Below are 26,403 nucleotides of genomic sequence, written 5' to 3'. Positions count from 1 at the left end.
TTATGAGTATTGAAATGACCGTCAGTGAGATTGCAGAGGTCTTAGGACTATCTCGTCAAGCAATCAACAATCGTGTCAAAGAACTTCCAGAAGAGGACACGAAAAAAAATGACAAAGGCGTAACTGTAGTTACTCGAAGTGGCTTGATCAAGCTAGAAGAAATCTACAAAAAAACGATTTTTGAAGATGAACCTGTCAGTGATGATGTCAAACAACGTGAACTGATGGAAATCTTGGTCGATGAGAAGAATGCTGAAATTCTTCGTTTGTACGAGCAGCTCAAGGCCAAAGACCGCCAGTTATCAGAAAAAGATGAACAGATGCGTATCAAAGACCGGCAGATTGCTGAAAAGGACAAACAGTTGGACCAACAGCAACAGTTAACTCTTCAAGCGATGAAGGATCAAGAAACCTTGAAACTCGAGTTGGACCAAGCAAAAGAAGAAGTCCAAGCAACCAAAAAAGGCTTTTTTGCTCGCCTTTTTGGAGGAAAATAAAGAAGCTGTTTGGGTTACTCATTAACCTAATAGCTTCTTTTATTATTTATAGTTTAGTTTGGGTAGTAATTGAGGTAAATAATGGAAAAATTAAGAGATTATATCGCCTTTGATTTGGAATTCAATCAACACGAGGGGGTTACCCATTTAATTCAAGTATCAGCAGTCCGCTTTCAGGATGGACAAGAAAGTGCTGCTTTTGACTCTTATGTTCATACTACAGCACCTTTAAAGAGCTTTATCAATGGTTTGACTGGAATCACAGCTGAAACCTTGAAAGATGCGCCAAAGGTAGAACAAGTTTTAAAGGACTTTCAGGCATTTGTCGGCGACTTACCTATCGTTGGTTACAATGCAGCTAAGAGTGATTTGCCTATTCTCTTGGAGCATGGTATTGATTATCGTGACCAGTATAAGGTTGATCTATATGAGGAGGCTTTTGAACGCCGTAGTTCTGATCTACACGGCATAGCCAATCTTAAATTGCAAACTGTAGCGAATTTTTTAGGCTTTCACGGGAAGTCTCATAATAGTTTAGAGGACGCCCGAATGACGGCGCGTGTTTACGAAGCCTTTTTGGAAGCGGATGACGGAAAGTTATTAATAGAAGACCAGAGTAGTTTTTCTATGAATAATCCTTTCGGTGGCTTAGATTTATCACAATTTTTAGACTAGGAGTGCCTATGAAACCTGAAAAACCTAAGAAGCTAGGTTTTAGGAAGATATACTATAACCTAGATAAGATTTTATTTCTATTTTTCTTGATATTTATGATGGTTGAGTTTGTCTGGCTACCATTGAATTCATGGATTGCTGGCATCCTTCTGAGACAAACAGGTTACTTGTTTATTTCCTACAATAACTTTTGGGCGATTATACAAGGCTCGCCTTTTATCAGTTTAGCCTTTCTCATCTTAATTGCAATCAATCTCCTGGTCGCCTATTTCCAGATTTGTCTTTTGTTTATCGGGGCTCGCCACCTTCTCTATCATGAAAAGAGAACTTTAATTGAGTATAGTAGAAAAGTATTTCGCCAGAGCTTTCTATTCGTTAAGCGATTGAGCTTTTGTAAGATGGCTTTTGTCTTTTTTTACATTGCTATGCTTTTCCCGTTCATCCGTAAGATTTTAAAAATCTATTACCTCAACAAAATTATTATCCCGGATTTTATTGTGAATTATTGGGAAGGTAAGCATTGGCTGGTAGGACTGATGCTCATAGCATCCGCTTGGATCTTACTCTATATTTCTGTCCGATTTATGTTTGCCCTGCCTAAGATTCTCTTTGAAAGAAAGACCGTAAGAGAAAGTGTGAAATATAGTCTCCAAAAGACGAAGAAAAACGTTCTTTTCTTCTCTTGGCATCTTTTACTCATTATCATTAAAACGTATCTCTTCTTCTTTGGTTTGTTAATTCCCTTGCTTTTTGCGCAAGCGGTGATGGATAATTTAACTCAAAAAGAATCCTTGATTCTCGGTGTGATTAATTTTGTCTTGATTAAAAATTTCCATTACATGACCCTGACTTATTTCCTAGTGAAGTTTGTTTCCTTCCTGACAGGAGAAGAGTTGGAGATCATGCCAAGGCGAAAGAAAGATCATCTGATGAGATGGGGTGTCATGGGGTGTGCAAGCATCTTCTTTGCCATAGAAGGCTACGTTTATCTGGAATCTCCGGATACCAATACACCTTTAGTGATTTCGCACAGAGGAGTAAGTAATAAAAACGGTGTTCAAAATACTGTGCAGTCTTTAGAAAAAACAGCTCAACTAAAACCTGATCTCATCGAAATGGATGTGCAGGAAACGAAAGACGGTCAGTTCGTGATGATGCACGATGCCAACCTCAAAAATTTAACAGGTATTAATGCTACACCACAAGATTTGACTCTGGATGAATTAACAAATACAGATATTTACGAGAATGGTTATCAAACAAAGATTTCAAGCTTTGATGCCTATTTAGAGCGTGCAAATGCTTTAAACCAAAAATTGCTGATTGAGATTAAGACCAGTAAAAAAGATAGTCCGCAAATGATGGACCATTTCCTCGAAAAGTATGGGGCGACTATCAAGAAATATGGACATCAGATGCAATCACTAGACTACCATGTGATTGATAAAGTGTTGACTTATGATTCTGAAATTCCAGTTTACTTTATTCTTCCCTATAACAGTATCTTCCCAAGAACCAAGGCAACGGGTTACACTATGGAGTACTCGACTTTGGATGAATACTTTGTCAATAAACTCTGGACAACTGATCAGAGACTCTATGTTTGGACAGTAAATGGTTCGGAGGCATTTGATAAAGCCGTTCGTCTCGGTGCAGATGGCATGATTACTGATGATCTTGAAATGGTCCAGTCACAAGTCACAATGGCTCAAGACGATCCGGAATATACGGAATTACTCTTAAAGAAAGCAATGGAATTCTTTGATTTCTAAGAAAAAAAAGAGAAACAGATGTTTCTCTTTTTTTGTGGATTAGAAAGGCAATTTTCCAGCGAAAGCTCCTAGTTTCTTCTTAGTCGTTTCATCAATTTGTTCAAGAGCAGCATTAATTGCTTGCGCAGTCATGTCAGAAAGTGTTTCGAGATCTTCTGGATCTACAACTGCTGGGTTGAAGTCAATGCTGACAACTTTTTTGTCTCCGGTTAGGGTTGCTTGGACAAGGTCCTGAGCTGATTTTCCAACAAATTCCATTGCAGCGAGTTCTGCTTGGCTTTGTTCCATTTGTTTTTGAAGTTTTTGTGCTTGGCGCATCATGTTTTGCATGTTCATCATGGCGGTTTACAGTTTCCTTTTTTCTATTTTTTTCTTTTTTATTTTATCAATTTTAGGTTCAAAAGTCTATTATTTGTTTAATTCATGAGATATATGAACTTTTATAATGAGTCTCTCAAAAAACTTTTAAGAAATTTACTATGTACACCTAGTATTCTTTGCTAAACAAATAATTTCATTTAAGTTTTCTTTAAGGTTTCTATTATATTCTAAAGAACTCTATATTAACCGAACGTTGATAGGAGAATATAGAGGATAACCTAATTTTATTTCTTAATTTGTTATGGTCTTTCCGGATTTAGCAACACATTGTTCACTTTTTATCTTAAATAGTGTGTTGATTAGACTAAATGACACTCTGTCTTTTCTTCATGATGGAGGCAGATTGTGATATAATAGATAGTAATGAGTTTTTTAGAATAAACTAAAGGAGAATATAAATGATCTATGCAGGAATCCTAGCCGGAGGAACTGGCACACGCATGGGAATCAGTAATTTACCAAAACAATTCTTGGAGCTAGGTGATCGTCCTATTTTGATTCACACAATTGAAAAATTCGTTTTAGAACCAAGTATTGAAAAAATTGTGGTTGGAGTTCATGGAGATTGGGTCTCTCATGCTGAGGACTTAGTTGAAAAGTATCTTTCTCTCCACAAGGATCGCATCATCATCACCAAGGGGGGTGCTGATCGCAATACCAGTATCGAGAAGATTATAGAAGCCATTGATGCCTATCGTCCAATCACTCCAGAAGATATTGTGATTACCCACGACTCTGTTCGCCCCTTTATCACACTTCGCATGATTCAGGACAATATCAAACTCGCCCGAAATCATGATGCGGTTGATACAGTAGTAGAAGCGGTTGACACCATTGTTGAAAGTACCAATGGTCAGTTTATCACGGATGTTCCAAATCGTGCTCACCTCTATCAAGGTCAAACACCTCAAACCTTCCGATGCAAGGATTTCATGGACTTGTATGGATCCCTATCTGATAAAGAAAAGGAAATCCTAACGGATGCATGTAAGATTTTTGTTATCAAAGGGAAGGATGTTGCTCTAGCTAAAGGGGAATATTCAAACCTTAAAATCACGACTGTGACAGACTTGAAAATCGCGAAAAGCATGATTGAGAAAGACTAAGGCTATGATTAATCAAATTTATCAACTGACCAAACCAAAGTTTATCAATGTAAAATACCAAGAAGAGGACATTGATCAGGAGAATCATATCCTGATTCGTCCAAATTATATGGCGGTTTGTCATGCGGATCAACGTTACTATCAAGGGAAACGTGATCCAAAGATATTGGCTAAAAAGCTTCCTATGGCTATGATTCACGAGTCTTGTGGAACTGTTATCTCAGATCCAACTGGTACTTATGAAGTCGGTCAAAAGGTAGTTATGATTCCAAATCAACCGCCTATGCAGAGTGACAAGGAGTTCTACGAGAACTACATGACAGGAACCTATTTCCTATCTAGTGGTTATGATGGTTTTATGAGAGAATTTGTCTCTCTTCCAAAAGATCGTGTTGTGTCTTATAATGACATTGAGGATACAGTTGCTGCCATTACCGAGTTTGTGAGTGTGGGTATGCATGCTATGGATCGTTTCTTAAATCTTGCCCACAGCAAACGGGAGCGTATCGCTGTTATCGGAGATGGTAGTTTGGCTTTTGTGGTTGCCAATATTATCAATTACACTCTACCAGAAGCTGAGATTATCGTGATTGGTCGGCATTGGGAAAAACTGGAGCTCTTCTCTTTTGCAAAAGAGTGCTACATTACTGATAATATTCCAGAAGATTTGACCTTTGATCATGGATTTGAGTGTTGCGGTGGTGATGGTACGGGACCAGCTATCAATGACTTGATTCGTTACATTCGACCTCAGGGAACGATTCTCATGATGGGAGTGAGCGAGTACAAGGTCAATATCAATACACGAGACTCTTTAGAAAAAGGTTTATTATTGGTCGGTTCGTCTCGATCAGGACGAATTGATTTTGAAAATGCAATACAGATGATGGAAGTTAAAAAGTTTGCGAATCGTCTGAAAAATATCCTTTACGTCGAAGAACCGGTGAGAGAAATCAAGGACATTCATCGTGTCTTTGCTACAGACCTAAATACTGCTTTCAAAACAGTGTTTAAGTGGGAAGTGTAAGAGATGGAGGCTAATTGTGGAGAAAATCATCAAAGAAAAAATTTCTTCTTTACTATCTGAAGAAGAGGAAGTCCTCAGTGTTGAACAATTGGGAGGCATGACCAACCAAAACTATTTGGTCAAGACAACCAATAAGCAGTATATCGTTAAATTTTTCGGAAAAGGGACAGAAAAGCTTATCAATCGTCAAGATGAAAAATACAATCTTGAATTGTTGAAAGATTTGAATCTTGATGTTAAGAATTATCTTTTTGATATTGAGTCAGGAATCAAGGTAAATGAGTACATTGATTCTGCAACAACGCTTGATTCCACTTCGATTAAGACCAAGTTTGAAAAGATTGCCCCAATGCTACAGACCATTCATGCATCAGGCAAAGAACTAAGAGGGGAATTTGCACCTTTTGAAGAAATCAAAAAATACGAAGCCCTGATTGAGGGAAATATCCCATACGCTAACTATGATGCTGTGAGAAAAGAAGTATTCTCACTAGAGAAAAGATTGGCTGATTTGGGTGTTGACAGAAAGTCTTGTCATATCGATTTGGTTCCAGAAAACTTTATCGAGTCACCTAAAGGTCGTTTGTACTTGATTGACTGGGAATACTCTTCCATGAATGATCCAATGTGGGATTTGGCAGCTCTCTTTTTGGAGTCTGACTTTACAAATCAGGAAGAAGAAGATTTTCTTGCTTATTATGAGAGTGATAAAACTCCAGTATCTCGTGAAAAGATTCGAATCTATAAAATTTTACAAGATACCATCTGGAGTTTGTGGACAGTGTACAAAGAAGCTCAAGGAGCTGACTTTGGAGATTATGGTGTGAGTCGTTACCAAAGAGCTGTTGACGGTTTGACTTATTATGGAGGTTAGGATGAAGAATAAAAATGGTGTTTCTTTCGGCCTGCTCTCAGGTATCTTCTGGGGGCTCGGTCTGACAATCAGTGCTTATATCTTTTCAATTTTTACCAATCTTTCGCCTTTTGTGGTGGCAGCGGCACATGACTTTTTGAGTATCTTTATTTTATTAGCTTTTCTCTTGATTAGAGAAGGGAAAGTTCGCTTATCAATCTTTCTAAATATTCGAAATGTCAGTGTTATTGTCGGAGCCTTGCTAGCTGGACCTATAGGAATGCAGGCCAATCTTTATGCAGTTAAGTATATCGGTAGTTCACTTGCATCTTCAGTATCAGCTATCTATCCAGCAGTTTCAGTTTTACTAGCCTTCTTCATTTTGAAACACAAGGTTTCAAAGAATACAGTATTCGGTGTTTTCTTGATTATTGCAGCGATCATTGCTCAAACCTACAAGGTTGAACAAGTTAACTCGTTTTACATTGGGATTCTTTGTGCCCTTATCTGTGCCATTGCCTGGGGGAGTGAAAGTGTTCTCAGCTCCTATGCTATGGAAAGTGATTTAAGTGAAATTGAAGCCTTGTTAATCCGACAAGTAACCTCATTCTTGTCCTATCTTGTGATTGTGCTCTTTTCTCACCATTCATTTGCAGAAGTGGCAGATGGGCAATTATTCGGCCTCTTGCTTGTCTTTGCGGCCTTTGATATGATTTCCTACTTAGCTTATTATATCGCGATTAATCGTTTGCAACCTGCGAAAGCAACAGGTTTGAATGTGAGCTATGTAGTCTGGACTGTCTTATTTGCAGTTATTTTCTTGGGTGCACCGCTAGATATGCTGACAATCATCACTTCACTTATTGTTATGGCTGGTGTTTATATTATTATTAAAGAATAAAGGAGATTCGTGTGAAAGCGATTATTTTAGCAGCGGGCTTAGGAACTCGTCTGCGTCCTATGACTGAAAATACCCCAAAAGCTTTGGTTAAGGTTAATCAAAAACCCTTGGTAGAATACCAAATCGAGTTTTTGAAAGAGAGAGGAATTGATGAGATTATCATCGTTGTCGGTTACCTCAAAGAACAATTTGACTACCTAAAAGAAAAATATGGTGTTCGTTTAGTCTTTAACGACAAGTATGCTGATTACAATAACTTTTACTCACTTTATCTAGTAAAAGAAGACTTAGCTAACAGCTATGTCATCGATGCAGATAACTATCTTTTCAAAAATATGTTTCGAAACGATCTTAAACGTTCTACCTATTTTAGCGTTTATCGTGAAGACTGTACCAACGAGTGGTTCTTAGTTTATGGTGATGACTACAAGGTTCAAGACATTATTGTTGACAGCAAGGCTGGTCGCATTCTGAGCGGAGTATCATTCTGGGATGCACCAACTGCTGAGAAGATTGTTGGCTTTATTGACAAAGCATACGAAAGTGGTGAATTTGTTGATCTCTACTGGGACAACATGGTTAAGGATAATATCAAAGAATTAGATGTCTATGTCGAAGAATTAGAAGGAAATAGCATCTATGAAATTGATAGTGTAAAAGATTACCATAAATTAGAAGAGATTTTATCTACTATTAAGTAAGGAAATAGAAGAAGGCTTGGGCCTTCTTTTTTTGTGTATTTTATAACAAGAATGTTTGATATTGATTGTATTCTTTAAATGAAACAAAAATTACAAAAAAATGAACAAAATAAAACAAAAATTATTGACAACGATTTCATATAGTGTTATAGTTATTACATAAAAGATAATTGAAAGAAGGGAAAATGTTATGGGATTAGATCAGTTCTTTGACAAAGACCTGGTGTTTTGCTTAGAAGCGGATAATCAAGAACAACTCTTTGATCAGGTAGCAAGCTTGTTGGAAGAACGAGAAATTGTAACTCCAACTTATCGTGAAGCCTTGATCACGCGTGAAAAGTCATTTCCAACTGGTTTAGATATGGAATTTCTAGGTAAGGACTTGCCAAATGTAGCGATTCCTCATACAGATATTGTTCATAATCTAGCTGAGAAAGTAGTGGTTGTTCGATTAGAAAAACCAGTAACTTTTCACAATATGATAGCTCCTGATAAGGAAGTAGAAGTATCCCTACTCTTCTTTATCATTAACAACTCAAGTTCAAGTCAAACAAATATTCTGGCTCAGTTGATGGACTTTTTCACAGGAAATGGACATCTGGAAGATCTATCAAAAATTTCCGAACCAGAAAAACTTTATGCTTATATTGCTGAAGCAACAGCTTAATCTTGTCTATTAAAATATAAAATCGGAGGAAATCCAAATGATTAAAATTCTTGCTGCCTGCGGTGCAGGTGTTAACTCAAGTCACCAAATTAAAAGTGCTCTAGAAGAAGAACTTTCAAACCGTGGTTATGATGTTCACTGTGATGCCGTCATGGTGAAAGACGTAAACGAAGACCTTATCAAGGGCTACGATATCTTTACACCAATCGCTGCAACTGACCTTGGTTTTGAACCTGGTATTCCAGTAATTGAAGCTGGACCAATCTTGTTCCGTATTCCAGCGATGAGCGCTCCAGTATTTGACAATATTGAAGCAGCTATCAAAGAACACGGACTAAGCTAATTTATTCTTTATCTTGTTAACATTCATATAACTAAAAAAACGGGAGGAACTATTATGGATGTCATTATCGAACTAGCCAATAAGATTTTCAAGCCAGTCTTGGAAATGGGTGGTCCTATCATCATGCTGATCATCTTGACAGTATTGGCTTTACTATTTGGAGTGAAATTCTCCAAAGCGCTTGAAGGTGGTATCAAACTTGCCATCGCCCTTACTGGTATCGGTGCTATCATCGGTATGCTCAACGGAGCTTTCTCAGCATCACTTGCAAAATTCGTTGAAAATACTGGTATTCAATTGAACATCACTGACGTTGGTTGGGCACCACTTGCAACCATCACTTGGGGATCTGCATGGACACTTTACTTCTTGCTTGTAATGTTGATTGTCAACATTGTGATGCTTGCAATGAAGAAAACAGATACACTTGACGTCGATATCTTCGATATCTGGCACTTGTCAATCACTGGTCTTTTGATCAAATGGTACGCAGACAACAATGGAGTTAGCCAAGGGGTTTCACTCTTCATCGCAACTGCAGCAGTTGTCCTTGTAGGTATTTTGAAAATCATCAACTCTGATTTGATGAAACCAACTTTCGACGACCTTCTTAATGCACCAAGTTCATCACCAATGACTTCAACTCACATGAACTACATGATGAACCCAGTTATCATGGTCTTGGATAAAATCTTTGATAAAGTATTGCCTGGTCTCGATAAATATGACTTTGACGCTGCAAAATTGAACAAAAAAATCGGTTTCTGGGGATCTAAATTCTTTATCGGTTTCATCCTTGGTATTGTTATTGGTTTGATGGGGACTCCACACCCAGTTGCTGGAGTAGAAGGAGCTGATAAATGGGAACTTGTTATTAAAGGTTGGTTGAGCCTTGGTTTGACTGCCGGTGTAGCTTTGGAACTCTTCTCACTTATCGGATCATGGTTCATCGCAGCCGTAGAACCACTCTCACAAGGTATTACAAACGTTGCTACTAAACGTCTTCAAGGACGTAAATTCAACATCGGTCTTGACTGGCCTTTCATCGCTGGTCGTGCTGAAATCTGGGCTTGTGCAAACGTACTTGCTCCAATCATGCTAGTAGAAGCTGTGCTTCTTTCTAATGTCGGTAATGGTATCTTGCCACTTGCAGGTATCATCGCTATGGGTGTAACTCCAGCTCTCTTGGTTGTTACACGTGGTAAATTGCTCCGTATGATTATCTTCGGAACACTCTTGTTGCCTCTCTTCCTTCTTTCTGGTACTCTTATCGCACCATTCGCAACAGAACTTGCTAAAGGTGTAGGTGCCTTCCCAGAAGGTGTGAACCAATCTCAATTGATTACTCACTCAACTCTTGAAGGACCAATTGAAAAACTATTTGGTTGGGCAATCGGTAATGCTACAACAGGTGATATCAAAGCAATCCTTGGTGCAGCAGTCTTCCTTGTATTCTATGTAGGTATCTTTGCTTGGTATAGAAAACAAATGATCAAACGTAACGAAGAATACGCAGCAAATGCTAAATAATTCGCTCCTATAAAATGTAAATTGTGAAAACTAGGTTGTTAATTTCCTACATTGGGAGTGGCAACCTAGTTTTTTATATAAAAATCTAAAAATAGTTGGAGAATACAATGGTAATTGAAGTAAAATCAGACCAGTTAACGGTCCAGTTTAAAACCTTAGGTGGCGCCTTGTCGTCGATCAAGGATCGAGAAGGCATTGAGTATTTGTGGCAAGGAGATGCCACTTACTGGAGTGGACAAGCGCCAGTTCTTTTTCCAATCTGTGGCTCTTTAAGAGAAGATACAGCCTTCTACAGTCACGAAGATGGAACGGAGACGAAAGGAAACATTCCTCGTCACGGTTTGGTCCGTAAAAAAGAATTTGACTTAGTTGATCAAACAGAAAACAGCGTAACCTTTGCTATCGAAGATGATGAGAATACTTATCAAAACTATCCTTATCACTTCCGCCTTGAAATCACTTATCTAGTGACCAGCAAGATTGTTCGTACTCAATACAAAATCTATAATAAAGAAACGAATAAAGTAATGCCATTCTTTATAGGAGGACATCCAGGATTTAATTGTCCTCTACTAGATGGCGAAACTTATGAAGATTACTATTTAGAGTTTGAGAAAGAAGAGACTTGCTCTGTTCCACGACCTTTCCCAGAAACAGGAATGTTAGACTTCCAAGATAGAAGTCCATGGTTGGATGGGCAAAAAGAATTAGACCTTAGCTATGATTTGTTTAGCACAGATGCAGTGACTTTGGATGAGTTACAATCCAGAACAATTGCCCTTCGTTCTCGTAAGCATGAGAAGGGATTAAAAGTACACTTCCAGGAGTTCTCAAATCTCATCATTTGGTCAACTTTGAATAAGGGACCTTTCATCGCTTTTGAACCCTGGTCAGGCTTATCAACTTCACTTGAAGAAGGAGATCATTTAGAAGATAAGAAGAATGTTCGTCTCTTGGAAGCTGGTCAAGTAGATCAGATTGACTTTGATATTGAAATATTTTAGATAAAAAACCACAAAAACAAACATTTACTGTTGACTTTTTCTATAAATAGGAGTATATTATGTTTGTAAACAACAAATGATGTTTGTAACAAACAAATAATCACTTGTTATATTCTCTGTCGCAGAGAAAGTTTCTTTCTAGGAACTTGATTTCCTGGACTTGGATAAGGTGATATTCATCTCATTCAATCCAATTTGTCAATAAACTGCTAGAAAGTCTTTTGTAGGTAAACTGCTAACTATAAAAGTCTTTACTAGCCTAGAAAAATAAAAAGGAGTATACAATATGTCTATTGTTATCGGTGCAGATGCTGCAGGTTTGAGATTGAAAGAAGTTGTGAAAGACTTCTTGGAAAAAGAAAACTTCCACGTTGTGGATGTTACAGCTGAAGGTCAAGACTTTGTTGATGTGACTCTTGCTGTTGCTGCAGAAGTAAACAAAGAAGAACAAAACCTTGGTATCGTGATTGATGCTTATGGGGCTGGTCCATTCATGGTCGCAACTAAAATCAAAGGAATGGTTGCTGCAGAAGTTTCAGATGAACGTTCAGCTTATATGACTCGTGGACACAACAACTCACGTATGATCACTATGGGTGCACAACTTGTTGGTGACGAATTGGCCAAAAACATTGCTAAAGGTTTTGTTAATGGTAAATACGACGGTGGACGTCACCAGATTCGTGTTGATATGTTGAACAAAATGTGCTAATTAGATTACAGTAAGAAAGGTAAGTTAAAATGAGAATTGCAATTGGATGTGACCACATCGTAACAGATGAAAAAATGGCGGTTTCAGAATTTTTGAAATCAAAAGGATATGAAGTCATCGACTTTGGTACCTATGACCACACACGTACTCACTACCCAATCTTTGGTAAAAAAGTGGGTGAAGCTGTAACTAGCGGTCAAGCTGATCTTGGGGTATGTATCTGTGGTACTGGTGTTGGTATCAACAACGCTGTCAACAAAGTTCCAGGAGTTCGTTCTGCCTTGGTTCGTGATATGACAACAGCTCTTTATGCAAAAGAACAATTGAACGCCAATGTTATTGGTTTTGGTGGTAAAATCACTGGTGAATTGCTCATGTGCGACATCATTGAAGCTTTCATCAATGCTGAATACAAACCATCAGAAGAAAACAAAAAATTGATTGCGAAAATTGAGCACGTTGAAACTCACAATGCTCATCAAGCAGATGCAAACTTCTTTACAGAATTCCTTGAAAAATGGGATCGCGGTGAATACCACGACTAAGAGGTGACGCATGATTTTAACAGTCACAATGAATCCATCCATTGACATTTCTTATCCTTTGGATGAATTAAAAATTGACACTGTCAACCGTGTGGTGGACGTGACCAAGACAGCTGGTGGTAAAGGTCTCAATGTTACACAAGTTCTTTCAGAATTTGGTGATTCTGTTGCTGCTACTGGTTTGGTCGGTGGTAAACTTGGTGAGTTTTTAGTAGAGCATATCGACGATAAAGTATCGAAACGTTTCTTCTCCATTCAAGGAGAGACTCGTAACTGTATCGCTATTCTCCATGGAGACAACCAAACAGAAGTTCTTGAAAAAGGTCCTGTAGTATTGGAACAGGAAGGTCAAGACTTTTTGGAACATTTCAAAAATCTCCTGGAGTCAGTTGAAGTAGTAGCTATCTCAGGTAGTCTGCCAGCAGGTCTTCCAGTTGACTACTATGCAAGCTTAGTAGAACTTGCTAATCGCGCAGGAAAACCAGTTGTTCTAGACTGCTCAGGTGCGGCTCTTCAGGCTGTCCTTGAATCACCACACAAACCAACAGTTATTAAACCAAATAACGAAGAATTGTCTCAGCTTCTAGGCAGAGAAGTTTCTGAGGAGTTGGATGAATTAAAAGAAGTTCTTCAAGAGCCTCTATTTGCAGGGGTTGAGTGGATAATCGTTTCACTTGGTGCAAATGGTGCTTTTGCAAAACATGGGGACACTTTCTACAAGGTAGATATTCCAAGAATTCAGGTAGTGAACCCTGTTGGATCTGGAGATTCTACTGTGGCAGGTATTTCATCAGGACTTCTTCATGAGGAATCGGATGCAGAACTCCTCATCAAGGCCAATGTCCTTGGTATGCTCAATGCTCAAGAAAAAATGACAGGTCATGTCAATATGGCCAACTATCAGGATCTATATGATCAATTAATAGTAAAAGAGGTATAAAATGGCTTTAACAGAACAAAAACGTGCACGCTTAGAAAAACTTTCAGATGAAAATGGCATTATTTCAGCCCTTGCTTTTGACCAACGTGGTGCTTTGAAACGCCTCATGGCTCAATACCAAACAGAAGAGCCGACAGTGGCTCAAATGGAAGAACTTAAAGTATTGGTTGCAGATGAATTGACAAAATACGCATCCTCTATGCTTCTCGACCCTGAGTATGGTCTCCCAGCTACAAAAGCGCTTGCTCCAAATGCTGGTCTTCTCCTTGCTTATGAGAAAACTGGCTACGATACAACTAGCACTAAACGCTTGCCTGACTGCTTGGATGTTTGGTCTGCCAAACGCATCAAAGAACAAGGTGCAGACGCTGTTAAGTTCTTGCTTTACTATGACGTAGACAGCGCTGACGAACTCAACCAAGAAAAACAAGCCTATATCGAACGCATCGGTTCAGAGTGTGTGGCGGAAGACATTCCATTCTTCCTTGAAATCTTGGCTTACGATGAAAAAATCGCTGACGCAGGTTCTGCAGAATACGCCAAAGTAAAACCACACAAGGTTATCGGTGCTATGAAAGTCTTCTCAGACCCACGCTTTAACATCGATGTTTTGAAAGTGGAAGTTCCAGTCAACGTCAAATACGTTGAAGGCTTTGGCGATGGTGAAATCGTGCATACTCGTGAAGAAGCGGCAGCTTTCTTCAAAGCGCAAGACGAAGCAACTAACTTGCCATATATCTACTTGAGTGCAGGTGTATCAGCTAAACTCTTCCAAGAAACCCTTGTCTTTGCTCACGAATCAGGCGCAAACTTCAACGGCGTTCTTTGTGGCCGTGCAACCTGGGCTGGATCAGTTGAAGCTTACATTAAAGATGGTGAAGCAGCAGCTCGTGAGTGGCTACGCACAACAGGTTTTGAGAACATTGACGAACTCAACAAGGTTCTTCAAACAACAGCGACTTCATGGACTGAACGTGTATAAGTTTTCCCCCCTAATCTTAGGAACATTGATCTAAATAAAAAATTTAAACAAAGTTGAATGTAAAGGTTTACAAAAAAACTTACTTGTGCTATACTTAAATCACAAGTTAATACAAGGTGAGTGTTACTAAGTAATATTAGGCATGATCACAGGTGGATTAGAAATCGATAGATTTTCTAGTTCATTTGTGGTCATTTTTTATACTCATATACCTTTAAGATATAAAAGGAGGTTGCCATGTATCGAATTCTAAACCCAATGAATCACAACGTCTCGCTTGTCAGAAATGACAAAGGAGAAGAAGTGATTGTGATTGGTAAGGGGATTGCATTTGGGAAAAAGAAGGGGGATTTGATTGCTGAAGAACAAGTTGAGAAAATCTTTCGGATGAAGACAGAAGAGTCCAGAGAGAACTTTATGGCTCTGCTCAAAGATGTTCCGCTTGATTTTATCACAGTGACCTACGAGATTATTGATAAGCTTTCTAAGAAATATCATTATCCGATTCAAGAGTATCTCTATGTGACCTTGACAGATCATATTTACTGTTCTTATCAAGCTCTAACACAAGGAAGGTACAAGGATAGCAATCTGCCAGATATTTCTGCCAAGTATCCTGTAGCTTTTCAAATCGCAAAGGAAGCCTTTGAAATCTATCGTCAGAAGTTGACAGATCATTTTCCTGAGGACGAAATTATTCGGATTGCTTATCATTTCATCAATGCCGAAGGTGAGAATGAAGTGGAAGTTGTGGAGTCGATAGATAAGAGGAAAGAAATTCTCAGGAATGTTGAAGAAGTGCTAAAGGGTTATGCAATTCAACGAACCAAAGAGAATAATCATTTCTATGATCGTTTTATGATTCATCTCAACTATTTCTTGGATTATTTAGACAGATCTAGAGATGATAATCAATCACTTCTGGATATGGAAGATCATATTAAACAATCCTATCCAAAAGCGTTCGAGATTGGTTCCAAGATCTATGATGTGATTACGCAACATACTGGTCTTGATTTGTATAAGAGTGAGCGAGTTTATCTAGTTCTACATATACAACGTTTACTGTCATAAGATTTATCAAACAATATATAAGGAGGACTCTATTATGAATAGAGAAGAAGTAACATTATTAGGTTTTGAGATTGTTGCCTATGCTGGCGATGCTCGTTCAAAACTATTGGAAGCCTTGAAAGCTGCTGAAGCTGGCGATTTTGCGAAAGCTGATACTCTCGTAGAGGAAGCTGGTGGTTGCATCGCTGAGGCACACCACGCGCAAACAAGTCTATTGACCAAGGAGGCAGCTGGTGAGGACTTAGCTTATAGTGTAACCATGATGCATGGTCAAGACCACTTGATGACAACTATCTTGTTAAAAGATTTGATGCACCATTTAATCGAACTCTATAAGAGAGGAGTTAAGTAATGAACAAACTAATTTCATTTATCGAGAAAGGGAAGCCTTTCTTTGAGAAACTATCTCGTAATATCTATCTTCGTGCTATTCGTGATGGTTTCATCGCTGGTATGCCCGTTATTCTCTTCTCAAGTATCTTTATCTTGATTGCTTTTGTACCAAACTCATGGGGCTTTAAATGGTCTGATGATGTTGTTAATCTCCTCATGAAACCTTATAGTTATTCAATGGGGATTCTAGCTCTCTTGGTAGCTGGTACAACAGCTAAGTCATTGACCGACTCAGTAAACCGTAGCATGGAGAAAACCAATCAAATCAACTATATGTCAACACTATTGGCAGCGATTGTTGGTTTGTTGATGTTAGCAGCTGACCCGATTGAAGGTGGCTTTGCGACAGGTTTCCTTGGGACAAAAGGCTTGCTTTCAGCCTTTCTTGCTGCCTTTGTAACCGTAGCAATCTATAAGGTTTGTGTTAAGAACAACGTCACTATTCGCATGCCTGACGAAGTTCCACCAAATATCTCACAAGTCTTTAAAGATGTGATTCCATTCACTCTATCAGTGGTTTCTCTTTATGCTCTTGATTTACTAGCTCGTCATTTTGTTGGAGCCAGTGTAGCAGAATCAATCGGTAAATTCTTTGCACCATTATTCTCTGCAGCTGATGGCTATCTTGGTATTACCATTATCTTTGGTGCCTTTGCCTTCTTCTGGTTTGTTGGTATCCACGGTCCTTCAATCGTCGAGCCAGCAATCGCAGCTATTACCTATGCAAATGCCGAAGTAAACTTGAACCTTCTCCAACAAGGTATGCACGCTGACAAGATTCTTACTTCTGGTACACAAATGTTTATCGTTACCATGGGTGGTACTGGTGCGACACTGGTTGTTCCATTCATGTTCATGTGGTTAACAAAATCAAAACGTAACCGTGCAATCGGACGTGCGTCTGTTGTTCCAACATTCTTTGGAGTAAACGAACCAATCCTGTTTGGTGCGCCACTTGTCTTGAACCCAATTTTCTTTATTCCATTTATCTTTGCTCCAATCGCAAACGTATGGATCTTTAAATTCTTTATTGAAACGCTTGGCATGAACTCATTTACTGCCAACCTTCCTTGGACAACACCAGGTCCGCTCGGTATTGTTCTCGGTACAAACTTCCAATTCTTGTCATTTGTACTTGCTGCTTTGTTAATTCTTGTTGACGTAGCTATTTACTATCCATTCCTCAAGGTTTATGATGAACAAATCCTTGAAGAAGAACGTTCTGGTAAAGCCAATGATGAATTAAAAGAAAAAGTAGCTGCAAACTTCAATACTGCTAAAGCAGATGCGATTCTTGAAAAAGCTGGTGTAGAAGCAGCGCAAAACACAATCACTGAAGAAACCAATGTTCTCGTTCTCTGTGCAGGCGGAGGTACAAGTGGTCTCCTTGCAAATGCTCTAAACAAAGCAGCTGCGGAGTACAAGGTTCCTGTTAAAGCAGCAGCTGGTGGCTATGGAGCTCACCGTGAAATGTTGCCTGAGTTTGATCTGGTTATCCTTGCTCCTCAAGTAGCTTCAAACTTTGAAGACATGAAGGCCGAAACCGACAAACTTGGTATCAAACTTGCCAAGACAGAAGGTGGCCAATACATTAAACTGACTCGTGACGGAAAAGGCGCTCTTGCCTTTGTTCAAGCGCAGTTCGAAGAATAAAATGTAAATAGCAAAGAAGTGAGATGGAAGAAGTCCTCCCAACTATACCCCCATCTCATTTCTATTTCTTGAAAGGTGAATCAAATGACAAAAACACTTCCAAAAGACTTTATTTTTGGCGGGGCAACAGCTGCCTATCAAGCAGAAGGTGCTACCAATACCGATGGTAAAGGACCAGTTGCCTGGGACAAATACCTCAAAGATAACTACTGGTACACTGCTGAACCAGCCAGTGATTTCTATCACAAATACCCAGTTGACCTCAAACTAGCAGAAGAGTATGGTGTCAATGGTATCCGTATTTCAATCGCTTGGTCACGTATCTTTCCAACTGGTTATGGGAAGGTTAATGACAAGGGGGTTGAGTTCTATCATAATCTATTTGCAGAGTGCCACAAACGTCATGTTGAGCCCTTTGTAACTCTTCATCACTTTGATACACCAGAAGCTCTACATTCAAATGGAGACTTCTTAAACCGTGAAAACATTGAACACTTTGTAGACTACGCAGCTTTCTGTTTTGAAGAATTCCCAGAAGTAAACTATTGGACAACCTTTAATGAAATTGGACCAATCGGTGATGGTCAATACTTGGTTGGTAAATTCCCTCCTGGTATTCAGTACGACCTTGCCAAAGTCTTCCAATCTCATCACAATATGATGGTGTCGCATGCGCGTGCAGTAAAACTTTTCAAGGATAAGGGATACAAGGGTGAAATTGGTGTGGTGCATGCCCTGCCTACTAAGTATCCTCTGGATCCAGATAATCCTGCAGATGTCCGTGCAGCTGAGTTAGAAGATATTATCCATAACAAGTTTATCCTAGACGCGACTTATCTAGGACGATATTCCGAAGAAACCATGGAAGGTGTCAACCATATCTTAGCAGTCAATGGTGGAAGTTTAGATCTGCGTGAAGAAGACTTCGCTGTGCTAGAAGCTGCAAAAGACCTGAATGACTTCCTTGGAATTAACTACTACATGAGTGATTGGATGCAAGCCTTTGATGGCGAAACAGAAATCATTCATAACGGTAAGGGTGAAAAAGGAAGCTCTAAGTATCAGATTAAGGGAGTTGGACGTCGAGTAGCGCCTGACTATGTCCCACGTACGGACTGGGATTGGATTATCTATCCTCAAGGTTTGTATGATCAAATCATGCGCGTGAAACAAGATTATCCAAATTACAAAAAAATCTACATCACAGAGAATGGTCTCGGATACAAAGATGAGTTTGTGGATGGAACAGTCTACGATGATGGACGGATTGATTATGTTAAGAAACATGTGGAAGTGATTGCAGATGCAATCTCTGATGGAGCCAATGTCAAAGGCTACTTTATCTGGTCGCTGATGGATGTCTTTTCTTGGTCAAATGGTTATGAAAAGCGTTACGGCCTCTTCTATGTTGATTTTGAAACCCAGGAGCGCTATCCAAAGAAATCAGCTCACTGGTACAAGAAACTAGCTGAGATACAACTTATTGAATAAAATTCAACAAAAATTCCCCGCCAAAAGGCAGGGGAATTTTTATGGTTTTGATAAAAGAATGGTTGTTTGTTTCGACAGGTCTTCAAATGTCTCCTGACTCAGTTTGGAATCTGAAACGATGGTATCAATTTCTGAGATATTGTAGAAATTGTAAAAATCAAACTTATTAAACTTACTGTGGTCTGCCAGTAAGTATTTTTTATTGGCATTGTTCAAGGCGATTCGTTGTACCTCGCCCTCTTCTTCACTGAAAGTAGCAATTGCCTTATCCTTAATACCATTACAGCTTACAAAAGCTTTAGAAAACTGAAGATTGGTCAAATCCTGTAAGGTAAGTGTTCCTACAAAAGCACCAGTGATAGAGCGATAATTTCCACCAATCAAGATCAAATCTGTTAGTTTTCGTTCGTTTAGGATGAGAAAGACTGGAAGACTGTTTGTTACAACACGAATATTATCAATTGGGAGCTCACGAGCAAAACATTCTAAGGTTGTTCCTGGACCAATAAAAATGGTTTCACCTTCGTCAATCAAATGACCTGCAAAACGGCTAATTTCTTGTTTTTCAGCAATCTGCAAGCCTTGTTTTTCGACGTTTGAGCGTTCGTTGTTTAAGAGAGAACCTGTACGAAGTTTTTCAGCACCACCATGCACTCGAACCAGCAAATCCTTGTCTGCTAGTTCTTGTAAATAGCGACGAGCTGTCATATCTGACACATCAAGACTCTCCATAATCTCTTTTACAGTAATAGTGCCTTTTGTGTTTACTGCTTCTAGAATACTATCTAGTTTTTCTTGCTTTAGCATCCTTATCACCTCGATTTCTACTATTATTATCTTACCATAAAACGCTCAATCAATCAAATAGAAAAAAAACAAAATAAAACAAAAACAAAAATATCATGGTTGTTTTAAACAAACCATGATATTTTGAATGTTTGGTCAAATTAGTCTAAACCGTAGTTGTAATCCTCGTCTTGCATGGCTTCAACTTCACCAAGGAGGTAACCATTTCCGACTTGAGAGAAGAAGTCGTGGTTAGAAGTTCCTGTTGAAATTCCGTTCATAACGATTGGATTGACATCATCTGCTGAATCTGGGAAGAGTGGATCTTGTCCTAGGTTCATAAGAGCTTTATTGGCATTGTAACGAAGGAAGGTTTTAACTTCCTCAGTCCAGCCAACACCGTCATAGAGGCTTTCTGTATAGCCCTCTTCGTTCTCGTAGAGAGTGTAGAGCAGGTCGTACATCCATTCTTTAAGTTTTTCTTGCTCTTCTTCAGGTAATTCATTGAAACCAAGTTGGAATTTGTAACCAATATAAGTTCCGTGAACAGACTCATCACGAATGATCAGTTTGATGATTTCCGCAACGTTGGCCAGTTTGTTGTTACCGAGATAGTAAAGCGGTGTAAAGAAACCAGAGTAGAAGAGGAAAGTTTCAAGGAAAACACTGGCAACTTTCTTTTCTAGTGGGCTACCATTGAGGTAGATTTCATTGATAATTTCCGCTTTTCTTTGTAGGTAGGGGTTAGTGTTGGTCCATTCAAAGATTTCTTCGATTTCGGCCTTGGTGTTCAAGGTCGAAAAGATAGAAGAGTAAGATTTTGCGTGGACAGATTCCATAAACTGGATGTTGTTGAAAACAGCTTCCTCATGTGGTGTACGGATGTCTGCGCGAAGTGCTTGAACTCCTGTTTCAGATTGCATGGTATCCAAAAGGGTCAAACCACCAAAGACTTTTCCAACCAAGTCTTTTTCTTTGTTTGATAGTTTTCTCCAGTCGTCTAGGTCATTTGACAAGGGGATACGCGTATCGAGCCAGAATTGCTCTGTCAGCTTTTCCCAAGTTGATTTGTCGATGACATCTTCGATGGCATTCCAGTTAATGGCTTTGTAGTAAGTTTCCATTTGAAATCTCTTTCTGTGTTTAATATTGCGAGCTCACAATTATTTCTATTTTATCATAATTCTAGAGGAGTATCGCACAAAAAGTCGGAAGCCCGACTTTTTGTTATTTCATAGTATAGATGCTTATTCCAGTCTAACACGGTGATTGAATCACTAATCTGAGAAAATGTAGTTTCCTCAAGCAAAAATTAAATCACACAGCTTTCACATTGGTTAGCACCGACTTCTCCACCATCGTCTGTAAAGGTACGGACGTAGTAGATAGACTTGATACCCTTGTTAAAGGCATAGTTACGAAGGATAGATAGGTCACGTGTCGTTTGTTTGTTTTCTTTCTTCCATTCGTAAAGACCTTTTGGAATGTCGCTACGCATGAAGAGAGTGAGTGAAAGTCCTTGATCCACGTGTTCAGTTGCGGCAGCGTAAACATCAATCACCTTACGCATATCCATGTCATAAGCAGAAGTGTAGTAAGGAATGGTATCTGTAGACAAACCTGCAACTGGATAGTAGATTTTACCGATTTTCTTCTCTTGGCGTTCTTCAATGCGTTGCGTAATCGGGTGGATAGATGCAGAAACATCGTTGATGTAACTGATAGAACCATTTGGAGCTACAGCAAGGCGGTTTTGGTGATAAAGACCATCTGCTTGAACCTTTTCGCGAAGTTCAGCCCAGTCAGCAGCACTTGGAATAAAGACATCTTTGAAGAGTTCTTTAACACGGTCTGATTTTGGAACAAATTCGCCTGTCACGTACTTGTCGAAGTAGCTTCCGTTAGCATAGTCTGATTTTTCAAAGTTGTGGAAGGTGATACCACGTTCACGCGCTATGTTATTAGATTCTACCAAGGTCCAGTAGTTCATAAGCATAAAGTAGATGCTTGTAAATTCAATTGACTCATGTGATCCGTACTCAATCAGTTGTTGGGCAAGGTAGCTATGAAGCCCCATGGCACCAAGGCCAAAGGTGTGAGCTAAACTGTTTCCGTGGTCGATAGTAGGGACAGCTACGATGTGTGAACTATCTGTAACGAAAGTCAAAGCACGAACCATCGCACGGATAGAACGACCAAAGTCAGGTGAAGTCATCATGTTGACCACGTTGGTTGAACCAAGGTTACATGAAACGTCTGTTCCCATTTGAAGGAATTCTTGAGCATCGTTGATCAAGCTTGGTTCTTGAACTTGAAGAATCTCAGAACACAAGTTACTCATGATAATCTTACCATCTACTGGATTCGCACGGTTGGCTGTATCAATGTTGACGACATAAGGGTAACCAGATTCTTGTTGCAATTTAGAAATTTCAGTTTCCAAATCACGAGCTTTGATTTTTGTCTTGCGGATGTTTGGATTTGCGACCAATTCATCATATTTTTCAGTGATGTCGATGTAGTTGAATGGCACACCGTACTCAAGCTCTACAGAGTAAGGGCTAAAGAGATACATTTCTTCATTTTTACGAGCTAATTCGTAGAATTTATCGGGCACCACAACTCCAAGTGAGAGGGTCTTAACACGAACCTTTTCATCGGCATTTTCTTTCTTAGTTGAAAGGAAGGCGATGATATCTGGGTGAAAGACATTGAGGTAGACAACCCCAGCACCTTGACGCTGACCCAATTGGTTAGAGTAGGAGAAACTGTCTTCGAAGAGTTTCATAACTGGAACGACACCAGAAGCTGCTCCTTCATAACCTTTGATAGGTGCGCCAGCTTCACGAAGGTTGCTTAGAGTAATACCTACACCACCACCGATACGTGAAAGTTGAAGAGCTGAGTTGATAGAACGTCCGATAGAGTTCATGTCATCAGTTACTTGAATCAAGAAACAAGATACCAACTCCCCACGACGAGCACGACCTGCGTTCAAAAAGGAAGGAGTAGCAGGTTGGTAGCGTTGGTGGATGATTTCATTGGCAATATCAGTCGCAATTGCTTCGTCCCCGTCAGCAAAATAAAGTGCATTAAAGAAGACGCGGTCTTCCATACTTTCAAGGTAATATTCACCGTCATTAGTCTTCAAGGCATACTGGTTGTAAAACTTATAGGCAGCCATGAATGATTTGAATTGGAAGTTTTGGTCTTTGATAAATTGATGCAATTCTTCCAAAAACTCTGGACGGTATTTCTTGATAAATGCTGTTTCAATGTAGTTGTGTTCAATGAGGTAGTTGATTTTATCAGTGATTGAATCAAAAACCATAGTGTTTGGAACTACATTTTCTTTAAAGAAAGCATCCAAGGCTTCTTTATCTTTATGAAGCATGATTTGTCCATTAACAGGACGGTTGATTTCGTTATTGAGACGGAAGTAGGTCACGTCCTCAAGATGTTTTAATCCCATAAAATTTCCTTTATCTAATTACAAAAGAAAGGCCTCTAAGTTAGCCCTAGAAGCAATCTCTTCTGGATGATGTACTAAGATTATGCTAATTGTTTCAGTTTTCCTGGTTGGAAGCCTGAAAAGACTTCAGTTGGTGTTTGGATAACAGGAGCCGCGCTGAAACCGAGCTCTTTAACTTGATCGATGTACTCTGGTTGCTCGTCGAGATTGATCTCACGATAAGCGACATTGTTGCTGTCCAAGAAACGCTTGGTCATCTTACATTGGACACAGTTGTTTTTAGAATAAACGGTTACCATTTTCGTAACTCCTCTTTCAAAATAGATTACTTTCTTAGTATATCAGAAAAAAAAACTTTGTCAAACTTTTTAAACTAAATCTTGTGCTAAAAAGTTACAGTTTCAAAAACAAAGCACAAGATATAGTGTTTTTGGAAACATAAATTTTGATTTCCGTTGAACTGTCAAAGTTTCTCAAAATAAAAAAACTACATACTGTATATTGGTAAGATAAATAGAAGATTTTCAGCAAGTTATCAGAAAGGAAAACGAAGAAAATAGCAAAAATCGTAAGAACAGGAATAAGTCTAGCTGAGACAATGCTTTAATAAAACAGAAACTGTGATATTTACGAAAAAAAGAAATTTTCCACACAAGATGTCCCAATATTTTGTATTAGAATATCTAAAATATAACAAAAGTGGAAATGACAGATTATGCTGTATTCATAAAAATGGATCATTGGTTAATTTTATATAGGATACTTATGAGTTTCGTATCCTTTTATAAGGAGTATATAAATACAATGTTTGAGGAAGTTCATTTTATGTGATATACTACATGTGATTATAAGATTAAAAAATGGATATCTGGATGCTTTTGTTTGATAGAGAATGTTATCAGATTATAATTAGATTAAATAAATGAAAGAACACAGAATTAGGAGGCGCGTGGTGAAAGAAAATGATGTTATTTTAAAACGGCAATCAACTCAAATATTTTTTAAGAATGGTGATACGGATTTTTTCTTTAATTGGTTGTTAGGAATCGGTGAAATTTTTGGTTTCTCTCATGGAGAGCTTTATTATCTTGCTCAAAGATTGGGGAACTCACCAAAGCCTGATGACTGGAAAAATGTATTTTTATCGCATGTAAACTACCTTGAACAAGAAGCAAGTAATTCAGGATTGAGTGAACAAACAAAGGCGCAGTATTATCTTGCACAGACCTACTCACTTCGCTCGGCAATTCAGTTTACCGATCCATTTTCTGACGAGTATTTACCGACCGTTCGTCAAATGGAGAAGGTGTTTTCTAGTGCAATTCATTCACTAGGTGTACCGATTGAAAAACTAACTATTCCCTATCAGGGTTCTTACTTGCCTGGGTATTATCTTCATAGCGGCGATAATTGTCCAACGCTAATCATGATTGGTGGAGGTGATACTTATCGCGAAGATTTATTTTACTTTGCAGGATATCCTGGCTGGATACGAAATTATAATGTTTTAATGGTTGACCTTCCTGGTCAAGGGAGCAATCCTAGTAGAGGGCTGGTCTTTGATGTGGATGCTTCTATTCCAATTTCATTATGCATAGACTGGTTGGAAAATAGAAATCCTAAACTAAATTATTTAGCTATTTATGGTGTCAGCGGAGGGGGATATTTTACCGCACAAGCTGTCGAAAAGGATCCAAGAATTCATGCTTGGATTGCTAGTACCCCTATTTACGACGTTGCAGAACTTTTCAGAAAAGAATTTGGATCAAGTTTGAAAGCACCTAGTTGGTTAATAAATGCCATTTTAAAATTAGCTGGAAATTTGAATGAATCAGCAAATTTAAATCTTAAAAAGTATGCATGGCAGTTTGGTACTTCTGATTTTAAGAGTGCTATTGATGATGTATTTAACCATGCAAAGATTGTGGATTATCAAAAAATTCAATGCCCATGCCTGTTTATTATGGGAAAGGGTGAGGGTGCTGAACTGCAGCATCAAACTAAGGTAATTTATGAAGCACTTAAATCTAAAAATCAACAAACTAAACTTCAAGTATTTGAGGCGGAAAGTGGTGCGGACGCTCATTGCCAAGTCAATAATCTAAGACTCGCCCATAATGTCGTTTTTGATTGGTTGGATACTTTATTTGAATGGAATCAATCAAAGTTTTAGTTCTACTTATACCACTTAGATATATCTACCTTTTTACTGTTAGGGGCTACAAACTTATTTTACTTTAAGTAGCAAATTGGATAAATTCTCTACTGTTGATGGTAAGAGTAGGTTTTAGAATTTCAGTATTTAGTATTTGATGAAGTCTTTTCAAATAATAGATTTACTGAGTTATATTAATTATAGTTAAATAGTATTATTTCATTATTTACTAGGATTGTCCTCTGATTGGTATTAAGGGAAAATAGCTTTGAAAATTGGAATTTTGAAGGTAATATTCTTTTAATAATTAGTGCCTAAATTTCCCATAGTACCTGTATGATAGAAAAAGAAGCAATTTCATTTTCAGTAAAAGTCCATAAAATACTTGAAAAATTATCTAGAAGGTGATATAATACAGTCTTGTAAGGGTTATCACATATAATCCAAATAAGAAACAATTAAAGGAGAGTCAAACTATGGCTTCTAAAGATTTCCACGTAGTGGCAGAAACAGGTATTCATGCACGTCCAGCAACATTGTTGGTTCAAACAGCTAGCAAATTTGCTTCAGATATCACTCTTGAGTACAAAGGTAAATCAGTAAACCTTAAATCAATCATGGGTGTTATGAGTCTTGGTGTTGGCCAAGGTGCTGACGTTACAATTTCAGCTGAAGGTGCAGATGCTGACGATGCAATCGCTGCAATCACTGAAACTATGGAAAAAGAAGGATTGGCATAAGGA

The 26,403-nt window shown here is 38.6% G+C and carries 27 protein-coding genes; 22 read left to right on the top strand and 5 right to left on the bottom strand.

The window, feature by feature from the left end; translation table 11 throughout:
* Positions 1 to 2: 2 nt before the first annotated feature.
* The 3 genes from rocS to A6J84_RS03585 all read left to right on the top strand — a co-directional run bounded on the left by rocS (position 3) and on the right by A6J84_RS03585 (position 2,944).
* Positions 3 to 497 (top strand): chromosome segregation protein RocS, encoded by a 495-nt coding sequence (rocS, locus tag A6J84_RS03595; protein ID WP_000021252.1) that lies wholly within the window; start codon positions 3 to 5, stop codon positions 495 to 497.
* An 81-nt stretch (positions 498 to 578) separates the two neighbouring features.
* Positions 579 to 1,172, top strand: a complete 594-nt coding sequence (locus A6J84_RS03590; RefSeq protein WP_095726061.1) for a 3'-5' exonuclease — start codon at positions 579 to 581, stop codon at positions 1,170 to 1,172.
* Between the two features lie 8 nt (positions 1,173 to 1,180).
* The gene (locus tag A6J84_RS03585) at positions 1,181 to 2,944 is read left to right on the top strand and encodes a glycerophosphoryl diester phosphodiesterase membrane domain-containing protein (RefSeq protein ID WP_095726060.1); all 1,764 of its coding nucleotides are present in this window, start codon (positions 1,181 to 1,183) and stop codon (positions 2,942 to 2,944) included.
* A gap of 39 nt (positions 2,945 to 2,983) precedes the next feature.
* Here the strand turns inward: A6J84_RS03585 and A6J84_RS03580 are convergent, their stop codons facing one another.
* The gene (locus tag A6J84_RS03580) at positions 2,984 to 3,283 is read right to left on the bottom strand and encodes a YbaB/EbfC family nucleoid-associated protein (protein ID WP_000981515.1); all 300 of its coding nucleotides are present in this window, start codon (positions 3,281 to 3,283) and stop codon (positions 2,984 to 2,986) included.
* Between the two features lie 440 nt (positions 3,284 to 3,723).
* Here A6J84_RS03580 and A6J84_RS03575 point away from each other — a divergent pair, with 440 nt between their 5' ends.
* The 17 genes from A6J84_RS03575 to lacG all read left to right on the top strand — a co-directional run bounded on the left by A6J84_RS03575 (position 3,724) and on the right by lacG (position 19,247).
* The gene (locus tag A6J84_RS03575; protein WP_095726059.1) at positions 3,724 to 4,431 is read left to right on the top strand and encodes a 2-C-methyl-D-erythritol 4-phosphate cytidylyltransferase; all 708 of its coding nucleotides are present in this window, start codon (positions 3,724 to 3,726) and stop codon (positions 4,429 to 4,431) included.
* Between the two features lie 4 nt (positions 4,432 to 4,435).
* Complete coding sequence (locus A6J84_RS03570; protein WP_033605647.1) at positions 4,436 to 5,458, top strand: ribitol-5-phosphate dehydrogenase; 1,023 nt, start codon at positions 4,436 to 4,438, stop codon at positions 5,456 to 5,458.
* 16 nt (positions 5,459 to 5,474) lie between these two features.
* Positions 5,475 to 6,332 (top strand): phosphotransferase family protein, encoded by an 858-nt coding sequence (locus A6J84_RS03565; protein ID WP_084849613.1) that lies wholly within the window; start codon positions 5,475 to 5,477, stop codon positions 6,330 to 6,332.
* Between the two features lies 1 nt (position 6,333).
* The gene (locus A6J84_RS03560; protein ID WP_095726058.1) at positions 6,334 to 7,212 is read left to right on the top strand and encodes a DMT family transporter; all 879 of its coding nucleotides are present in this window, start codon (positions 6,334 to 6,336) and stop codon (positions 7,210 to 7,212) included.
* Between the two features lie 11 nt (positions 7,213 to 7,223).
* Complete coding sequence (locus tag A6J84_RS03555; RefSeq protein WP_000643951.1) at positions 7,224 to 7,913, top strand: sugar phosphate nucleotidyltransferase; 690 nt, start codon at positions 7,224 to 7,226, stop codon at positions 7,911 to 7,913.
* 190 nt (positions 7,914 to 8,103) lie between these two features.
* On the top strand, positions 8,104 to 8,580 hold the full coding sequence (locus A6J84_RS03550) for a PTS sugar transporter subunit IIA (protein WP_000522014.1): 477 nt from the start codon (positions 8,104 to 8,106) through the stop codon (positions 8,578 to 8,580).
* Positions 8,581 to 8,617: 37 nt separating this feature from the next.
* A complete protein-coding gene (locus tag A6J84_RS03545) occupies positions 8,618 to 8,923 on the top strand; it encodes a PTS sugar transporter subunit IIB (protein ID WP_000590551.1) in 306 nt (101 codons plus the stop codon).
* A gap of 54 nt (positions 8,924 to 8,977) precedes the next feature.
* Positions 8,978 to 10,453 (top strand): PTS galactitol transporter subunit IIC, encoded by a 1,476-nt coding sequence (locus A6J84_RS03540; RefSeq protein WP_000382507.1) that lies wholly within the window; start codon positions 8,978 to 8,980, stop codon positions 10,451 to 10,453.
* Positions 10,454 to 10,560: 107 nt separating this feature from the next.
* Entirely contained in the window at positions 10,561 to 11,457 is an 897-nt protein-coding gene (locus A6J84_RS03535) for an aldose 1-epimerase family protein (protein ID WP_080976531.1), read from the top strand.
* A 286-nt stretch (positions 11,458 to 11,743) separates the two neighbouring features.
* Complete coding sequence (lacA, locus tag A6J84_RS03530) at positions 11,744 to 12,169, top strand: galactose-6-phosphate isomerase subunit LacA (protein ID WP_000029277.1); 426 nt, start codon at positions 11,744 to 11,746, stop codon at positions 12,167 to 12,169.
* A 29-nt stretch (positions 12,170 to 12,198) separates the two neighbouring features.
* Complete coding sequence (gene lacB / locus A6J84_RS03525) at positions 12,199 to 12,714, top strand: galactose-6-phosphate isomerase subunit LacB (protein WP_001216921.1); 516 nt, start codon at positions 12,199 to 12,201, stop codon at positions 12,712 to 12,714.
* 10 nt (positions 12,715 to 12,724) lie between these two features.
* Entirely contained in the window at positions 12,725 to 13,654 is a 930-nt protein-coding gene (locus A6J84_RS03520; RefSeq protein ID WP_095726057.1) for a tagatose-6-phosphate kinase, read from the top strand.
* 1 nt (position 13,655) lies between these two features.
* Complete coding sequence (lacD, locus tag A6J84_RS03515) at positions 13,656 to 14,636, top strand: tagatose-bisphosphate aldolase (RefSeq protein ID WP_095726056.1); 981 nt, start codon at positions 13,656 to 13,658, stop codon at positions 14,634 to 14,636.
* Between the two features lie 237 nt (positions 14,637 to 14,873).
* Entirely contained in the window at positions 14,874 to 15,710 is an 837-nt protein-coding gene (locus tag A6J84_RS03510) for a PRD domain-containing protein (protein WP_049477710.1), read from the top strand.
* A 34-nt stretch (positions 15,711 to 15,744) separates the two neighbouring features.
* Positions 15,745 to 16,062: a PTS lactose/cellobiose transporter subunit IIA gene (locus tag A6J84_RS03505; RefSeq protein ID WP_001078327.1), complete on the top strand. Its 318-nt coding sequence runs from the start codon at positions 15,745 to 15,747 to the stop codon at positions 16,060 to 16,062.
* Positions 16,062 to 17,756, top strand: coding sequence for a lactose-specific PTS transporter subunit EIIC (locus A6J84_RS03500; RefSeq protein WP_061421069.1), 1,695 nt, complete (start codon positions 16,062 to 16,064; stop codon positions 17,754 to 17,756). The genes A6J84_RS03505 and A6J84_RS03500 overlap by 1 nt, the downstream gene beginning before the upstream one ends.
* A gap of 84 nt (positions 17,757 to 17,840) precedes the next feature.
* Positions 17,841 to 19,247: a 6-phospho-beta-galactosidase gene (gene lacG / locus A6J84_RS03495; RefSeq protein WP_000169308.1), complete on the top strand. Its 1,407-nt coding sequence runs from the start codon at positions 17,841 to 17,843 to the stop codon at positions 19,245 to 19,247.
* 39 nt (positions 19,248 to 19,286) lie between these two features.
* On the opposite strand, the gene A6J84_RS03490 is transcribed toward lacG, so the two are convergent.
* The 4 genes from A6J84_RS03490 to nrdH all read right to left on the bottom strand — a co-directional run bounded on the left by A6J84_RS03490 (position 19,287) and on the right by nrdH (position 23,804).
* Complete coding sequence (locus A6J84_RS03490) at positions 19,287 to 20,054, bottom strand: DeoR/GlpR family DNA-binding transcription regulator (RefSeq protein ID WP_000917583.1); 768 nt, start codon at positions 20,052 to 20,054, stop codon at positions 19,287 to 19,289.
* A gap of 140 nt (positions 20,055 to 20,194) precedes the next feature.
* Positions 20,195 to 21,157 carry a class 1b ribonucleoside-diphosphate reductase subunit beta gene (gene nrdF / locus A6J84_RS03485; protein WP_000451372.1) on the bottom strand — a complete coding sequence of 321 codons (963 nt, stop codon included), beginning with the start codon at positions 21,155 to 21,157 and terminating at the stop codon, positions 20,195 to 20,197.
* A gap of 188 nt (positions 21,158 to 21,345) precedes the next feature.
* Entirely contained in the window at positions 21,346 to 23,505 is a 2,160-nt protein-coding gene (gene nrdE, locus A6J84_RS03480) for a class 1b ribonucleoside-diphosphate reductase subunit alpha (protein WP_095726055.1), read from the bottom strand.
* 80 nt (positions 23,506 to 23,585) lie between these two features.
* Positions 23,586 to 23,804 carry a glutaredoxin-like protein NrdH gene (gene nrdH / locus A6J84_RS03475; RefSeq protein WP_000259240.1) on the bottom strand — a complete coding sequence of 73 codons (219 nt, stop codon included), beginning with the start codon at positions 23,802 to 23,804 and terminating at the stop codon, positions 23,586 to 23,588.
* A 653-nt stretch (positions 23,805 to 24,457) separates the two neighbouring features.
* Between nrdH and A6J84_RS03470 the strand changes: the two genes are divergently transcribed.
* Both A6J84_RS03470 and A6J84_RS03465 read left to right on the top strand, forming a co-directional pair.
* Positions 24,458 to 25,678, top strand: a complete 1,221-nt coding sequence (locus A6J84_RS03470; protein WP_000661897.1) for an alpha/beta hydrolase family protein — start codon at positions 24,458 to 24,460, stop codon at positions 25,676 to 25,678.
* Positions 25,679 to 26,136: 458 nt separating this feature from the next.
* Entirely contained in the window at positions 26,137 to 26,400 is a 264-nt protein-coding gene (locus tag A6J84_RS03465; protein ID WP_000146948.1) for a phosphocarrier protein HPr, read from the top strand.
* The last annotated feature ends 3 nt before the right edge of the window (positions 26,401 to 26,403 follow it).

The sequence above is a fragment of the Streptococcus sp. FDAARGOS_256 genome (assembly GCF_002289235.2).
Taxonomy (GTDB): domain Bacteria; phylum Bacillota; class Bacilli; order Lactobacillales; family Streptococcaceae; genus Streptococcus.
Note: the sequence above shows the minus strand (reverse complement) of the source record. Positions and strands in the feature narration are given on the sequence as shown.

Excerpts from the sequence above, each read along its gene's own strand:
- A6J84_RS03560 (WP_095726058.1), top strand. The coding sequence starts at position 6,334 with ATGAAGAATAAAAATGGTGTTTCTTTCGGCCTGCTCTCAGGTATCTTC.
- A6J84_RS03490 (WP_000917583.1), bottom strand. The coding sequence starts at position 20,054 with ATGCTAAAGCAAGAAAAACTAGATAGTATTCTAGAAGCAGTAAACACA.
- A6J84_RS03500 (WP_061421069.1), top strand. The coding sequence starts at position 16,062 with ATGAACAAACTAATTTCATTTATCGAGAAAGGGAAGCCTTTCTTTGAG.
- lacA (WP_000029277.1), top strand. The coding sequence starts at position 11,744 with ATGTCTATTGTTATCGGTGCAGATGCTGCAGGTTTGAGATTGAAAGAA.
- A6J84_RS03520 (WP_095726057.1), top strand. The coding sequence starts at position 12,725 with ATGATTTTAACAGTCACAATGAATCCATCCATTGACATTTCTTATCCT.
- A6J84_RS03465 (WP_000146948.1), top strand. The coding sequence starts at position 26,137 with ATGGCTTCTAAAGATTTCCACGTAGTGGCAGAAACAGGTATTCATGCA.
- A6J84_RS03575 (WP_095726059.1), top strand. The coding sequence starts at position 3,724 with ATGATCTATGCAGGAATCCTAGCCGGAGGAACTGGCACACGCATGGGA.
- lacD (WP_095726056.1), top strand. The coding sequence starts at position 13,656 with ATGGCTTTAACAGAACAAAAACGTGCACGCTTAGAAAAACTTTCAGAT.
- A6J84_RS03510 (WP_049477710.1), top strand. The coding sequence starts at position 14,874 with ATGTATCGAATTCTAAACCCAATGAATCACAACGTCTCGCTTGTCAGA.
- A6J84_RS03585 (WP_095726060.1), top strand. The coding sequence starts at position 1,181 with ATGAAACCTGAAAAACCTAAGAAGCTAGGTTTTAGGAAGATATACTAT.
- nrdE (WP_095726055.1), bottom strand. The coding sequence starts at position 23,505 with ATGGGATTAAAACATCTTGAGGACGTGACCTACTTCCGTCTCAATAAC.
- nrdF (WP_000451372.1), bottom strand. The coding sequence starts at position 21,157 with ATGGAAACTTACTACAAAGCCATTAACTGGAATGCCATCGAAGATGTC.
- nrdH (WP_000259240.1), bottom strand. The coding sequence starts at position 23,804 with ATGGTAACCGTTTATTCTAAAAACAACTGTGTCCAATGTAAGATGACC.
- A6J84_RS03535 (WP_080976531.1), top strand. The coding sequence starts at position 10,561 with ATGGTAATTGAAGTAAAATCAGACCAGTTAACGGTCCAGTTTAAAACC.
- A6J84_RS03570 (WP_033605647.1), top strand. The coding sequence starts at position 4,436 with ATGATTAATCAAATTTATCAACTGACCAAACCAAAGTTTATCAATGTA.
- A6J84_RS03550 (WP_000522014.1), top strand. The coding sequence starts at position 8,104 with ATGGGATTAGATCAGTTCTTTGACAAAGACCTGGTGTTTTGCTTAGAA.
- lacG (WP_000169308.1), top strand. The coding sequence starts at position 17,841 with ATGACAAAAACACTTCCAAAAGACTTTATTTTTGGCGGGGCAACAGCT.
- rocS (WP_000021252.1), top strand. The coding sequence starts at position 3 with ATGAGTATTGAAATGACCGTCAGTGAGATTGCAGAGGTCTTAGGACTA.
- A6J84_RS03580 (WP_000981515.1), bottom strand. The coding sequence starts at position 3,283 with ATGATGAACATGCAAAACATGATGCGCCAAGCACAAAAACTTCAAAAA.
- A6J84_RS03540 (WP_000382507.1), top strand. The coding sequence starts at position 8,978 with ATGGATGTCATTATCGAACTAGCCAATAAGATTTTCAAGCCAGTCTTG.
- lacB (WP_001216921.1), top strand. The coding sequence starts at position 12,199 with ATGAGAATTGCAATTGGATGTGACCACATCGTAACAGATGAAAAAATG.
- A6J84_RS03505 (WP_001078327.1), top strand. The coding sequence starts at position 15,745 with ATGAATAGAGAAGAAGTAACATTATTAGGTTTTGAGATTGTTGCCTAT.
- A6J84_RS03545 (WP_000590551.1), top strand. The coding sequence starts at position 8,618 with ATGATTAAAATTCTTGCTGCCTGCGGTGCAGGTGTTAACTCAAGTCAC.
- A6J84_RS03590 (WP_095726061.1), top strand. The coding sequence starts at position 579 with ATGGAAAAATTAAGAGATTATATCGCCTTTGATTTGGAATTCAATCAA.